Annotated in this window: 10 protein-coding genes; all 10 read left to right on the forward strand. The window is 37.4% G+C overall.

Annotated elements, in window-relative coordinates; translation table 11 throughout:
- Positions 1-80: 80 nt before the first annotated feature.
- On the forward strand, positions 81-1667 hold the full coding sequence (gene dnaB, locus CLU97_RS01775; RefSeq protein WP_121486423.1) for a replicative DNA helicase: 1587 nt from the start codon (positions 81-83) through the stop codon (positions 1665-1667).
- A gap of 69 nt (positions 1668-1736) precedes the next feature.
- Positions 1737-2213 carry a ribonuclease HI gene (rnhA, locus tag CLU97_RS01780; RefSeq protein ID WP_121486424.1) on the forward strand — a complete coding sequence of 159 codons (477 nt, stop codon included), beginning with the start codon at positions 1737-1739 and terminating at the stop codon, positions 2211-2213.
- A 164-nt stretch (positions 2214-2377) separates the two neighbouring features.
- The gene (locus tag CLU97_RS01785) at positions 2378-4636 is read left to right on the forward strand and encodes a lectin-like domain-containing protein (protein ID WP_121486425.1); all 2259 of its coding nucleotides are present in this window, start codon (positions 2378-2380) and stop codon (positions 4634-4636) included.
- Positions 4637-4803: 167 nt separating this feature from the next.
- Positions 4804-7062: a T9SS type B sorting domain-containing protein gene (locus CLU97_RS01790; protein WP_121486426.1), complete on the forward strand. Its 2259-nt coding sequence runs from the start codon at positions 4804-4806 to the stop codon at positions 7060-7062.
- A 121-nt stretch (positions 7063-7183) separates the two neighbouring features.
- Positions 7184-7810 (forward strand): NAD(P)H-dependent oxidoreductase, encoded by a 627-nt coding sequence (locus CLU97_RS01795; protein ID WP_121486427.1) that lies wholly within the window; start codon positions 7184-7186, stop codon positions 7808-7810.
- Between the two features lie 31 nt (positions 7811-7841).
- Positions 7842-9413 (forward strand): L-aspartate oxidase, encoded by a 1572-nt coding sequence (gene nadB / locus CLU97_RS01800; RefSeq protein ID WP_121486428.1) that lies wholly within the window; start codon positions 7842-7844, stop codon positions 9411-9413.
- Positions 9414-9425: 12 nt separating this feature from the next.
- Entirely contained in the window at positions 9426-10286 is an 861-nt protein-coding gene (gene nadC, locus CLU97_RS01805) for a carboxylating nicotinate-nucleotide diphosphorylase (protein WP_121486429.1), read from the forward strand.
- A gap of 208 nt (positions 10287-10494) precedes the next feature.
- Positions 10495-13035, forward strand: a complete 2541-nt coding sequence (locus CLU97_RS01810; RefSeq protein ID WP_121486430.1) for a TonB-dependent receptor — start codon at positions 10495-10497, stop codon at positions 13033-13035.
- 87 nt (positions 13036-13122) lie between these two features.
- A complete protein-coding gene (locus tag CLU97_RS01815; RefSeq protein ID WP_089692819.1) occupies positions 13123-13554 on the forward strand; it encodes a hypothetical protein in 432 nt (143 codons plus the stop codon).
- Positions 13555-13621: 67 nt separating this feature from the next.
- A complete protein-coding gene (locus CLU97_RS01820) occupies positions 13622-14614 on the forward strand; it encodes an aspartate-semialdehyde dehydrogenase (RefSeq protein WP_121486431.1) in 993 nt (330 codons plus the stop codon).
- Positions 14615-14650 lie beyond the last annotated feature (36 nt).

The following is a 14650-nucleotide window of genomic DNA, read 5'->3' on the forward strand; positions in this document are numbered from 1 at the left end:
TATAGCATTTTACTGAAGACTGCTAATAATTTGTTGAATACTATTTTTTTATTATTTTTTAAATAAACTATCTTTGCACTATGGCGCAGAAAGAAACATTATCATCCCTGACACACGGAAACTTTGCAAAAGAATTGTCTATTGCGGATGGAAAAATGCCTCCCAATGCAGTGGATTTTGAAAGACTTGTTATCGGAACTTTTTTGATTGACAAAAAAGGTCTTGACCATTCCATTGACCTTCTTACCCCAGAAGTATTTTATGATCCGAGACATCAGGTCATATTTTCTACCATCCTGAAACTTTATGAAGGAAACCAACCGGTAGACTTAATGACCATTATTCAGAATTTAAAAAAAGAAGATAAACTAAGCCAGGCAGGTGGTGACCACTATATCATTGACCTGACGATGGGGGTAAGTTCATCTGCCCATATTGAGTATCACGTGCGTGTTATTCTTGAAAAATATATTTTAAGAAGCCTTATTAATGTTTCCGCCAACGTTATTGATTCTTCCTACAAAGAATCAACCGATGTTTTTGAACTTTTAGACAAAGCAGAACAATCCTTCTTTGAAATTACCAACGGAACAATTAAGAAGGGATTTGATACTGCCAATTCATTGGTAAAGCAAGCTATTGATACTATTAAATCTTTAAAAGATAAGGAAGGTCTTTCCGGTGTTCCTTCAGGATTCCGGGATGTGGATAAGGAAACCGGTGGGTGGCAAAATTCTGACCTTATTATTATTGCAGCTCGTCCCGCGATGGGAAAAACAGCATTCCTTCTTTCCATGGCAAGAAATATTGCAGTAGGACACAAAGTCCCTATGGCTCTTTTCTCTCTCGAGATGGCCTCTGTACAGCTGATCACCAGAATGATTGCCTCCGAAACAAGGATCTCTTCTGAGAAATTAAGAAAAGGAACTTTGGATGATGAAGAATGGCAGAGATTATTCTCCAATGTATCTGAATTGGAAAACGCTCCTTTATACATTGACGAAACCCCTTCCCTTTCCATATTCGATTTCCGTGCAAAATGCCGAAGATTGGTAATGCAGCATGGCGTAAGAATTATCATGGTCGACTATCTTCAGCTGATGACAGCGGGTAGCAGCGGCGGAAAAGGAGTTGGAAACCGTGAACAGGAGATCTCCATGATTTCTCGTTCCTTAAAAGCTATTGCAAAAGAACTTAACGTTCCGGTAATTGCCCTTTCCCAGCTTTCAAGAAGCGTGGAAGCACGTCCCGGAAAAAGACCTCAGCTTTCTGATCTGAGGGAATCCGGAGCCATTGAGCAGGATGCGGATATTGTATCTTTCATCTTCAGACCGGAATATTATAAAATTACTGTTTGGGATAATGACGAGGAAGGACAGGAAACTTCTACGGAAAACCAGGCCGAACTGATTATTGCAAAACACAGAAATGGTGCTACAGCAGATGTAAGACTATCTTTCTTAAAACATTTTGCAAAATTCGGGGATATTGAAGCAGCGATGGATGGTACCGGTGGTGGATACCCTTCTAACTTTGGAGAACCGAGTGGCTTCGACAAAATCAAAACAACTATTCAGCCCGGGGCAGCATTTGACCTTCCGGACAGCTCAAAACTTTCCGGCTCCTCAATGAATGATTTTGATGACGATGATGATTTCCCGTTTTAAGATAAAACTCAGGTCTAAACCAAATTCAGTTTAATTTTACTGTTATAATTCATTTTTTAAAAAGCAGATTTGAGAATCGAAATTTATACCGATGGGGCTTGCAGCGGAAATCCGGGAAAAGGCGGATATGGAATTCTCATGCGCGTTCCTGAAAAAAATTACCAGAAAACATTTTCCAAAGGTTTCCGAAAAACCACCAACAACAGAATGGAACTTCTGGCTGTGATCACGGCATTAGAAAAACTGAAATCCACAGAAAATGAGATTCATGTGTATACTGACAGTAAGTATGTCTCTGATGCCATTAACCAAAACTGGATTGCCGGATGGATTAAAAGAGGCTGGAAAAATGTAAAAAATCCGGATCTGTGGAAAAAATTTGTGGAACTCTACCATAAACACACTCCTAAAATGCACTGGGTAAAAGGACACGCAGGACATTTTGAAAATGAGCTCTGCGACAAATTAGCAGTAGCAGCAGCAAGTTCTCCCGATCTCGAAATTGACACCTATTTTGAGAGTCTTGATAGTAATTCTCTATTTTAATCTTAATTAAAAACAATCTAAACCCGACACTCAATATTTGCCATTTCATCACAAGAAATATGATTTATTAAAAAATAATTAAATTTTTTAACAAAATTAACATTAAATACATATTATTCAAACGGGATTTAATATCTTTACATATTAATAAAAGTCCCAATTACATGAATAAAAATCTATTATTGTATTTATCTGTTTTTTTACTCTGTATAGCCGGGAAGTCCTTTGCTCAGACTTATCAGCTTATCGGCAACCCAGTAAACACTACTGGATGGACGATGGTTTCCCCTACGCAGGTAAACACAGATTTTATTCAGCTCACTCCGGACACCAACAACCAATCCGGTTCCATTAGACTGAATGACCCCATTAACTTAAAATATTGCGACAAATGGAGAGTGGAATTCGATTTCAGAATGGACTCTAACCAAACCTCTAACGGGGACGGAATTGCCTTCTGGTATCTCGCCAATCCACCCGTTGCCAGCGTATTGGGATCCGGCCTTGGGGTATCTCAAAACGCAGTAGGACTTGTGGTAGGGCTTGATACTTACAACAATACCACAACAGCAACAATGAGCAAAGTGCACGTTGCCTACGGACAGGTTCAAAATACAACCGACACCAATAACGTTGAATTTTTCAATGTTCCGGGAAGTTCCTTTCATTCTCCAGATCTGAATGCTACTCAACCTTTTCAGGGAGCGACCTTCAAACATGTAGAAGTTACAGCTCAGGTAGATCCTGCTGCTCCTACCAGCTGGATTATCAAAATAACAATAGACGGCAATGTAATTTGTAATCAGTCTTTTGCCCCATCGGGCACAGCTGCTGCAATGACTGTAGGATATTTTGGATTCTCCGCATCTACGGGAGGTGCAAGATCAAGGCATTCTATTAAAAATGTGAAAATTTATACGGATAAAGTTCCTATTTTACAGAATTCAGCAACCCAGTCTTTCTGTCCTAATCCTACAACAGGATACGGATCTGTAAACCTTACTACGTTCAATTCACAATTTGTAAGCAACCCTTCTAATTATACATTCACCTATTATCCATTCGGAAGTTCAACCCCTATTGCCAATCCTACCAACTACCAGTTCAATGCCAATGCAACTGTTACCGTTGTTATTAAAGATAATGCAGGACTCCTTTGTGATAATCCGGATGGTAAAATCTTATTGGTTCTGGCTCCTTTCAAAGCGGAAGACAAAACCATTACCGTATGTAATAATAACAAAGCAGGAAGTGCTGCTTTCGACTTGAATACAGCACCTGTTACCACCGTTTTAGGAGTGACTAAAAAATATTACAAAACGCTGGCAGACCTAAATGCGGATACGAATGAAATTCAAAATCCCAGCAATTATATATCTGCTCCGGGAGTAGTTTACGTAAAAGTAACAACTCCTCAGGGATGTACAGGTTCTGCAAAAATTACACTGGCATTTTATGCAGATACGCCTGTAAAAGAAGCTACTTTAAGATCATGTTTCATTGAAAATAATATTACGAGTGCCATCTTTAACTTAACTTCAGCAGACGTTACTAGTTTGGGAGCTGGTGCAGCAAAAAAATATTACACTTCTATAGCGAATGCTTTAGACGGTGTGAATGAAATCATGAATCCTCTTCAGTATTTATCTACAAGTACTGCAGTGTATGCAAAAGTTACTGATGCCAACGGGTGTTTTAATATTGCTAAAATCAATCTTATTGTATTACCTCCTACACCATCTTCTGTTCTGAAAGACAAAACGATTTGTATTGGTGAAAAAACAGATCTTGATGCAGGTGCCGGATTTGACGGTTACGAATGGAGCACCGGAGCAACAACCTCATCTATCAAGGATGTAGGCGTAGGTACTTATTGGGTAAAACTGAAAACAGGAAACTGTATCACTACGCAGATTGTCAATGTAAAAGCATCTGCAAATCCTGTGATTTCCAGTATAGACATTGATAACAATACAATCACTGTAAATGTTGCCGGAGGAAAACCTGCATACCAATTCTCATTGGATGGAGTCAACTGGCAGACCAGCAATGTATTTACCGGACTGGCCAGAGGAGAAGTAAAAGTATATGTAAAAGATTTCTATAATTGTACTCCTGTTGAAGTTCAGATCACCGTTCCTAATCTGATCAATGCCATCACTCCAAACGGCGATAATGTAAACGATTTCATTGACTACTCAGCGCTCGCTTACAAGAAAAACCTCATCTTCATTGTTTATGACAGATATGGTAACAAACTATATGAAGCAGGAAAAATGAGGAACTTCACTTGGGACGGAACGGCTTCCGGCAAAAAAGTTCTTACAGGAACTTACTGGTACACTATCTCATGGAACGAAAGCAACAAAGATAATACTGAAACTAAATACTCAGGCTGGGTATTGGTTAAAAACAGAGAATAAATTTTACTATCAGAAACTACCTCCCTGGGGGTAGTTTCGGTATTAAAAGCAGAATCTGCACAAAAAGAGATTGGGAGTAAATATTGCTTCTCATCATCAATTCAAAAAGAAAAAAACTAAAACAATTTTATATCTAAGATTAAGTATAACATCACAATCCATCCACTATGAAAAAAGATATACTCATTTTTGTACTGACTATCTTATTATGCTTGCCGGGAAGACTATTTTCACAAACCTATCAGCTTACCGGAAACCCCGTAAATACAACAGGCTGGGATCTTGTCTCTGATGCTATCGTAAGCGGAGACTTTGTAAGACTTACCACAGATCAAACCAGCAAATATGGAGCGGTAAAATTATCCACCCCCATTACCCTTAGCTACTGCGATAAATGGAAAGTAGAATTCGACTTCAGAATTGACGGAAACGGAACTACACAGTTTGGAAAAGGTGACGGCTTCACTTTCTGGTATCTTGCCAATCCGCCAACAGGTTTCGTATCAGGAGGAGGATTAGGTATTCCTGCCAATGCTTCCGGGCTGATGGTTGGTTTTGACATTTTCAACAATACCACAGAAGGCCAAATGAGTAAAGTTCATATTCTTTACGGAACCAATAATACAGCAGGTAACAACATTGAATACAATACTACTCCGGGAAGTACATTCCATTCTCCGGACCTTATTGCTACCCAACCGTTTGTAGGAGACACTTACAGACACGTTGAAGTAAATGGGGAAACAGACCTTACCAATCCCACCAACTGGATTATCAAAGTAAGAATCAACGGTGTATTAATTGTAGATCAATCATTTGCTCCGTCAGGAGGTGCAGTAGGAATGTCGCAGGGATATTTTGGTTTTTCTGCAGCAACCGGAGGCGCCAGTGCAAGACATTCTATTAAAGATGTTAAAGTATATGTAGATAAAGTTCCTATTTTAAGTAATACAATCAGTCCATTTGTATGTACAAATCCTGCTACAGGAAATGGTACCGTGGACCTTACTTCTTACAATTCTCAATTTGTAACCAATCCTGGAAATTATATTTTCACGTATTATGTATTAGGCAGCTCTACTCCTATTGCCAATCCTACCGCTTTCCAATATTCAGGAAATACAACTATCAAGGTAATTGTAAAAGACCCTAGTTCTACTCTCTGTGATAATGGTGACGGAGTGATACAGCTTAACCCAACACCATTTGCCGCAACAGATGCCACTCTGACGGGATGTAATAACAACAATGCAGGAACAGCAACCTTTGATCTTAACACAGCAGCTGTTACAACCGTTGCCGGAGTAGCCAAGGAATTCTACCCTACATTATATGATCTGAATAACGGCACAAACCAGATTACAAATCCCTCAGCCTATGCTTCTGCAGCAGCTACAATATATGTAAAGGTAACAACCCCTCAAGGCTGTGTAAGCACCTCTAAAATTACACTGAATATTTACCCTGTTGTAGTTGTTAATGATGTTGAGATAAAATCATGTTTTATTGAAACCAATCCTTCTATGGCATCTTTCAATCTTTTGGGAGCAGTTGTTTCTCAAAACGGACTTACAAAAGAATACTATCCTTCATTAACAGATGCGATCAGCGGGACCAATGCAATAGCCACCCCAGCTGCATACATTGCGCCTAACGGAGTTGTATATATTAAAGTATTCAGTGCAGACGGATGTTATTCTATTGCTAAAGTTACCTTAACAGTAATACCTCCAGTTTATTCAAGAACTTTACATGACCAGACAATCTGTATTGAAAAAACTACAACCTTAGATGCAGGAGCAGGCTTCAAAAGCTACGAATGGAGCACAGGAGCTACCACACAGTCTATCAAGAATGTAGGAGTAGGTACCTATTGGGTAAAACTTAAGACCGGAGATTGTGTCGCTACACAAAAAGTAACGGTATACCCTTCTGACAATCCGGTTATTACCACTGTTGACATTTCAGGAAATACAGTAACAATCTATGCCAATGGCGGAACTCCGTCTTACCAGTATTCTATGGATAATATTAACTGGCAGGATTCTAATATCTTTACCAATATTGCAAGAGGAGAAGCTAAAGTATATGTAAAAGACGCTTACAATTGTATTCCCGTAGAAATCAATATTACAGTACCTAATCTTATTAATGTAATTACACCTAATGACGATGGTATTAATGATTTCGTTGATTATTCTGCATTAGCCAACAAACAAAATCTGGAAATAGCAATCTTTGACAGATATGGCTATAAAATGTTCCAGGCAGATAAAACCAATGGTTATAAATGGGCAGGAACTACTAATGGAAGCAAAAAAGTTCCTACAGGAAATTATTGGTACTCTGTTTCATGGAATGAAAACAATAAAAACAGTACTCCGATAAAATTCTCAGGCTGGATTGTTGTAAAAAACAGAGAATAATTACACTTTCCATCACATCAAAAGAATCACCCTGCACGTCGGGGTGATTTTTTGTATAATCAGGCAGGAGATATTTCATTTTAAAGGCACTTTATTCATATTCAATTCTTAAATTTGTCCTATGAATTATTTGGAAGCTTTAAGCAGAAGATATTCTGTAAAAAAATTCAATCATCAGATTATTCCTCAGGAAACTCTTCACAACATTCTTGAGTCGGGAAAGCTGTCTGCCAGTTCGCTGGGACTTCAGCCCTACAAAATTGTAATTGTGGAGAGTGAAGAAATGAAGCAGAAACTGATTCCGGCTTTCTATAATCCTTCTCAGATTTCCACCTGTTCTCATCTTATTGTTATTATTTCCAAGAAAATTATTGAAGAGAACTATATCCGAGGCTATTTTAATCATATTTCTGAAGTAAGAGATACTCCCATTGAAAAACTGGATCCTTTTAGAAACAGCATTAATCAGCATATTACACAAAAAACACAGGATGAAATTTTCAACTGGGCAGAAAAGCAGTCTTATATAGTATTGGCTAATCTTATGTACGCTGCTGCTATTGAAAATATAGACTCCTGCCCCATGGAAGGTTTCCGTCAGGATCTCATAGAAAATATTCTAGACATAGATCCAGAAACAGAAAAAGTAACCGTTACCCTCGCTTTAGGCTACCGTTCTGAGGAAGACTACTTCCAGCACATGAAAAAAGTAAGAAAACCAAACGAAAAATTGTTTAAATTTATTTAATATTTTAAACGATTGTACCTAAAGCAAGCATATGATAAAAGCGGATGTATTAGTAATCGGTTCCGGCATTTCCGGACTTTCCTATGCCATTAAAGTTTCTGAACAGCTCCCTGATGCCAAAATCATTATTGTAACAAAATCTGACGAAGATGAAAGCAACACCAAATATGCCCAAGGCGGACTGGCAGTTGTTACAGATTTTCAAAATGATAATTTCCAAAAACATATTGATGACACCATGCGCGCCGGTGACGGAGAAAATAAGCGCGATGTTGTAGAGATGGTAGTAAGAGAAGCTCCTGCAAGATTCAATGAAATTGTAGAATGGGGTGCCCAGTTTGACATGAAGAACGGCAAATTTGCTTTAGGAAGAGAAGGAGGCCATACTGAAAACAGAATCGTTCACCACAAAGATATCACAGGTTTTGAAATTGAAAGAGCTTTACTGCAAACAGCAAACAGCAGCCCGAATATTGAAATCCTTGATCATCATTATGTAATTGATATCATTACCCAGCACCACGTTCCCGGAAAAGAACTTAATGAAGGAGACATTCATTGCTATGGCGCCTATATTTTGGATGAAAAATCCAAAACCATCAAAAAAATTACTTCAAAAATAACATTGGTTGCCACAGGAGGTGCCGGACATGTTTATAAAAATACCACCAACCCAACCATTGCTACCGGAGACGGAATTGCTTTTGTAGCCCGTGCCAAAGGAAAGGTTTCCAATATGCAGTATTATCAGTTTCACCCAACAGCTTTGTATAGCAAAATGGATGGAATGTTGTTTTTAATTTCAGAAGCCGTTCGTGGAGACGGAGCGAAACTGAGAACAAAGAGAGGAGAAAAATTCATGCATAAGTATGATGAACGTGAAGAACTTGCCTCAAGAGATATTGTTGCCAGAGCGATTGATGCCGAAATGAAAATTACCGGAGACGAATTTGTAGGTTTAGATTGTAAGGAAATGAATCATGAAAAATTCTTAGAACATTTCCCGAATATCTATAAAAAGTGCAAAGACGAAGGAATTGATCCGTTTACCCAATTAATTCCTGTAGTTCCCGCATGCCATTACTTAATGGGAGGAATTGAAGTAGACAGAGACGGCCAATCTTCCATCAGAAATCTTTTTGCCGTGGGAGAATGCACCAATTCAGGATTGCATGGTGCCAACAGACTTGCTTCCAATTCATTGCTTGAAGGTTTGGTTTTTGGACATAATGCTGCTATGAAGACCGTAAATCTTCTGAATGAAAATAATTTCAACTTCGATGATCTTAAAGCCGTTCCGGAATGGAATGAAGAAGGAATGAAAATCATGGATGAAATGGTAATCGTCAGCTACCTAAGAAAACAACTCCAGGAAATGATGAGTGATCTCGTAGGTATTGTAAGAAGCAACAGACGTCTGAATATGGCTCTACAAAAGCATCAGGAGATTGCAGCTGCCGTGGATGAGATCTACCACTACTCTATTCTTTCTCCACAACTTTCAGAATTAAGAAACCTAACAACCGTGGCCCACCTCATCATTACCCAATCTATGGAAATGACAGAGAATAAGGGAGCGTTTTATAATAAAGATTTAGTCTAAAAGTATCATACAATGAAAAGACCAGCATACGTTACAGATAAAGCATTAAAAACATTTATAAAAAGTGCCCTTGAAGAAGATATTCAGGATGGTGATCACTCTACCCTATCTACCATTCCGCAGGATCTTGTGCAAAGTGCAAAGCTTTTGGTAAAACAAGACTGTATTCTTGCAGGGGTGGAGCTGGCTGAAATTATTTTTAAAGCGTTTGATAAAAATTTAAAAGTTGAAGTTTTCATTAAAGACGGAACGCCTTGTAAATTCGGAGATGTAGCCCTTATCGTAACGGGAAGCGCAAGATCTATTCTTTCTACGGAAAGATTTGTTCTTAATTGTATGCAAAGAATGAGCGGCATTGCAACGCTTACCCACGACTGGGACTCAAGATTGGTAGGGACAAAAACTAAACTTTTAGATACAAGAAAAACAACTCCAAACTTCAGAATGTGCGAAAAATGGGCTGTTGCCATTGGAGGAGGAACCAATCACAGGTATGGTCTTTATGACATGATTATGCTGAAAGACAATCATATAGATTACAACGGAAGCATCACCAATGCCGTAGCAATGGCGAAGGACTATGTTAAAAAGAACAAAAAAAAGTTAAAAATAGAGGTTGAAACAAGAAATCTTGAAGAAGTTCAGGAAGCCATTAACGCAAAAGTTGACAGAATTATGCTAGATAATATGGATGTCAAAACCATGAAGCAGGCAGTAAAGATGATCAACGGTTCATGCGAGTCTGAAGCTTCAGGCGGAATTACCAGAGATATGCTTAAAGAAATTGCGTCAACGGGAGTAACCTTCATCTCTGTAGGAGCCCTTACACACTCAGCTGAGAATATAGATTTGAGTCTCAAAGCAGTGAAATAGTTTTGAATTTTTAATAAAAACACCCCCGCTTTGTTAAAAATTCAATAACATGACTTTTTTCATACAAAAATTCAATTTTTAGCCATAATACTGAATTTCAACACCTTAACATTATTAAGACTGAGTAAAAATTAACATTGAGTTAATAATAGTTAAATTTTATTTTGCGAATTTTGCAGAAAATTAAATCTAATTATTACTAACGATTATGAAATTAATCAACAAATCGATGCTATCTGCGGTTATTACTTTATCTACAGCTAGTGTTTATTATGCTCAACAAGTTCAGGATACCGTAAAGGCAAAATCTAACGATATTGAACAAGTTGTATTAACTGGTGTTGCTGATATCGCTAAAGATAGAAAAACTCCAGTAGCAGTTTCAACAATTAAAGAAGCTCAAATTGTTGAAAGATTAGGAAATCAAGAATTTCCTGAAATTCTGAACACTACACCATCTGTGTATGCTACTAAAGGTGGTGGTGGATTTGGAGACTCTAAATTAAACATTAGAGGATTCAGTCAAAACAACATTGCCGTAATGGTAAATGGTATGCCAGTTAATGACATGGAAAATGGTTCTGTTTACTGGTCTAACTGGGCAGGACTATCTGACGTAACCTCAGCAATGCAGGTTCAAAGAGGTCTTGGTTCATCCAAATTAGCAATTGCTTCTATTGGAGGTACCGTAAATATCTTGACAAGAGCTTCTGATAAAAAACAAGGAGGAATTGTTTCTTTTGGAGTAGGTAATAATGACTATGTAAAATCTCTATTTGCTTATAACACTGGTAAATCTGCAAAAGGATGGTCTTCTTCATTCTTAATGAGTAGAACAGCTGGTTCTATGTATGCAGATGGAACTAAGTTCGAAGGATATAACTATTACTTTGCATTAGGGTATCAGAAACCTGGAGGTAACCATGATTTCCAATTCACAATCACTGGAGCTCCACAATGGCATAACCAAAGATCTTATGCTTCTACAATCGATAACTATATTCTATACAATCAAGACCACGATGGGACACCAGATAGAAAATACAACTCTGACTGGGGATATTTAAACGGTAGAGAGTACTCTGCAAGAGTAAATTATTATCACAAACCAGTAATGTCTTTAAACTGGGATTGGAATATAAGTGAAAAATCAAAACTTAATACAGTTGTTTATGCTTCTTTTGGTAGAGGTGGAGGAACCAATACTACAGGTACTGCAAACGGTAAGGCTTTAAGTACTTTCAGAGATCCTAACACTGGCCTTTATAATTTTGATGCAATTTATGCAGCAAACCAAGCCTCAAACCCTACAAAAGGAATCTTAATCAGAAACTCTTCTATTAATTCTCACAACTGGTTTGGATTAATCTCTTCTTTCAATCACCGTTTCAATGAAAATTTCAAAATCAGTGCTGGTGTTGACGCTAGATACTACCAAGGATACCACTATCAGGTAGTTAGCGATTTATTAGGAGGATCTGGTTATCTTGATAAAAACAATAAAAATATTGGTAACAATATTGTAACAGCAACTGAAGGTACAGATCCAAAATGGAATCCTTTCGGAGGTAAATTAATGGATATCAATAACAGAATCGGTTATAGCAATGATTCTAATGTACTTTGGTATGGAGCATTTGGACAATTGGAGTATACAAAGAATGATTTCTCTGCATTTGTACAGGGATCAGTTTCTAACCAAGGGTTCCAGAGAATAGATAACTTTATCATTGATAATGTTACTAAATCTAAGAATGGTACCATCATGCCTACAACAACTGATTACAAAAACCTAACTGGTTACAACATCAAAGGGGGATTAAACTATAACATCAACGAGCACCATAATGTTTTTGGTAACATAGGATATTATGAAAAACAACCTTTCTTTAACTCTATTTATAGAAGTAATGAAAATGTGGTTTCTCCAGATGCAACCAATGAAAAAATCTTTGGAGTTGAACTTGGATATGGATTCAGATCTTCTAAATTCAATGCTAATGTAAACATCTACAGAACTACTTGGGATGACAGATATCAAAGAAAGACAGGATTATCTTATACTGATCCAGCTACTAAGGTAAGAACAACTTATTATGCTGAAATCAATGGCCTAAGTGAAATTCACCAAGGTATTGAATTTGACGCTAATCTAGTTCTTAACAAATTCTTATCTGCTTACGGTATGTTCTCAATAGGAGACTGGCGTTATAAAGGAACTGCAAATGCTACCACTTTTAACGATACGGATAATTCACCATACATTATTCCAGGAAATACTTCTAATGAACTAACACTTAATTTAGATAAAGTAAAAGTAGGAGAATCTGCTCAGATGACTGCAGCTCTAGGTATTACAGTTACTCCTGTTAAAGATTTGAAAGTGGATATGAACTGGAGATATGCTAACAAGCTATATTCTTCACTAGATGTATACTCTTACAGCAGCTCATCTGCAAAAGGAGCTCTTCAGCTTCCTGACTATCATTTGTTTGACCTAGGAATCTCTTATAAAATCAAACTAAACAATCCTTCACAGTACTTTACAATCAGAGGAAACGTTTACAATTTGTTTGATACAACTTATATCGCAGAATCTCTAACAGCTATTCATGCTGATGATAAAGCAACAGGTGCTACACAAACATACGAACAAGCAGGTAATTTATATAAAGGTGTTGCAACAGCGAATCAGGTGTATTTCGGATTCGGAAGAACTTGGGCTGCAACACTGTCATTCAACTTCTAATAATATCACAATATTAGATTTTATAAATATCAATCCCGGCTTTGAGCCGGGATTTTTGTTATCTTTGTGTACAAAAAAATAGAAAGTATGGATTTTTACAACATTTTACTTAATGCCCACAAAGGTTTCGGGTATCTTGAAATTCTTTTGGTAACATTATTTATCATTGCACTTTTAGCTACCATGTTCGGTTTCAGTGGAAAAGTGAACAAATTTTTGAAGAAAACAACGCTGTTTACAATGATTTTCTTCCACGTTCAGTTTTTATTGGGAATCATTATGCTGATCACAACATTCAGCAAAGGATTAAACATGGGAGAAGTAATGAAAAATGCAGCATTAAGATTCCAATATGTTGAACATCCATTTTCTATGCTTATTGCAGCTGTTTTGATGACGATTGTCAACAAAAAAGTAAAATCTAATGATACGATTTCTCTAGGAGTTGTAATTATGGGACTGATTGCAGTAGGTTTATTTGCATTCGCGTTCCCTTGGACAAGAGTCTTTGGGGCTTAAAAAATAAAGAAAAATTATATGCGTTATAATTTATAAATAGTTTAATCTTAAATTTTTAATTAAATCAATGAAAGTAGCTGTAGTAGGTTCAACAGGAATGGTTGGACAAGTTATGCTTAAAGTTTTGGAGGAGAGAAACTTCCCTGTAACAGAATTAATCCCGGTAGCATCCGAAAGATCTGTAGGCAAGAAGGTGAAGTATAAACAGAAGGAATTTACCATCGTAAGCATGAAGGACGCTATAGCTGCCAAACCGGATATTGCAATCTTCTCTGCGGGTGGTTCTACCTCTCTTGAATTCGCTCCTTTATTTGCAGAAGCAGGAACAACAGTAATTGACAATTCTTCTGCCTGGAGAATGGATCCTGACAAAAAATTAGTCGTTCCTGAAATCAATGCTGATGTTTTAACAAAAGAAGATAAAATCATTGCAAATCCGAATTGTTCTACCATTCAGTTGGTAATGGTTCTTGGACCTTTGAACAAAAAATATGATTTAAAAAGAGTAATCGTTTCTACGTATCAGTCTGTAACAGGAACTGGTAAAGCAGCTGTAGACCAGTTAAACGGTGAAATCAGCGGAGATGATTCTACTGAAAAAGTATATCCTTATCAAATCTTCAAAAATGCATTGCCGCACTGTGATGTATTTGCTGATGATGATTATACAAAAGAAGAGATCAAACTGATGAAGGAGCCTAAGAAAATTTTAGGAGATGATACCTTCAACCTAACAGCAACTGCTGTAAGAGTTCCGGTTCAGGGAGGACATTCTGAAAGCGTAAATATTGAATTCGAAAATGAATTTGAACTGGATGAAGTAAGAAAAATCTTATCCGAAACCCCGGGAGTCATTGTAATGGACGATGTAAAAAACAACCATTATCCAATGCCGTTATATTCTGAAGGGAAAGACGAAGTTTTCGTAGGAAGGATCCGAAGAGACCTGTCACAGCCCAAAACACTTAACCTCTGGATTGTAGCAGACAATCTGAGGAAAGGAGCAGCAACAAACGCTGTACAAATTGCAGAATACATTGTAGCAAACAACTTAGTATAAACTAACAAAATAAAAAAGAGTCTCAAAATTGAGATT

Source organism: Chryseobacterium sp. 7, from assembly GCF_003663845.1.
GTDB lineage: Bacteria > Bacteroidota > Bacteroidia > Flavobacteriales > Weeksellaceae > Chryseobacterium.

Excerpts from the sequence above, each read along its gene's own strand:
- dnaB (WP_121486423.1), top strand. The coding sequence starts at position 81 with ATGGCGCAGAAAGAAACATTATCATCCCTGACACACGGAAACTTTGCA.
- CLU97_RS01785 (WP_121486425.1), top strand. The coding sequence starts at position 2,378 with ATGAATAAAAATCTATTATTGTATTTATCTGTTTTTTTACTCTGTATA.
- CLU97_RS01790 (WP_121486426.1), top strand. The coding sequence starts at position 4,804 with ATGAAAAAAGATATACTCATTTTTGTACTGACTATCTTATTATGCTTG.
- CLU97_RS01795 (WP_121486427.1), top strand. The coding sequence starts at position 7,184 with ATGAATTATTTGGAAGCTTTAAGCAGAAGATATTCTGTAAAAAAATTC.
- nadB (WP_121486428.1), top strand. The coding sequence starts at position 7,842 with ATGATAAAAGCGGATGTATTAGTAATCGGTTCCGGCATTTCCGGACTT.
- nadC (WP_121486429.1), top strand. The coding sequence starts at position 9,426 with ATGAAAAGACCAGCATACGTTACAGATAAAGCATTAAAAACATTTATA.
- CLU97_RS01810 (WP_121486430.1), top strand. The coding sequence starts at position 10,495 with ATGAAATTAATCAACAAATCGATGCTATCTGCGGTTATTACTTTATCT.
- CLU97_RS01815 (WP_089692819.1), top strand. The coding sequence starts at position 13,123 with ATGGATTTTTACAACATTTTACTTAATGCCCACAAAGGTTTCGGGTAT.
- CLU97_RS01820 (WP_121486431.1), top strand. The coding sequence starts at position 13,622 with ATGAAAGTAGCTGTAGTAGGTTCAACAGGAATGGTTGGACAAGTTATG.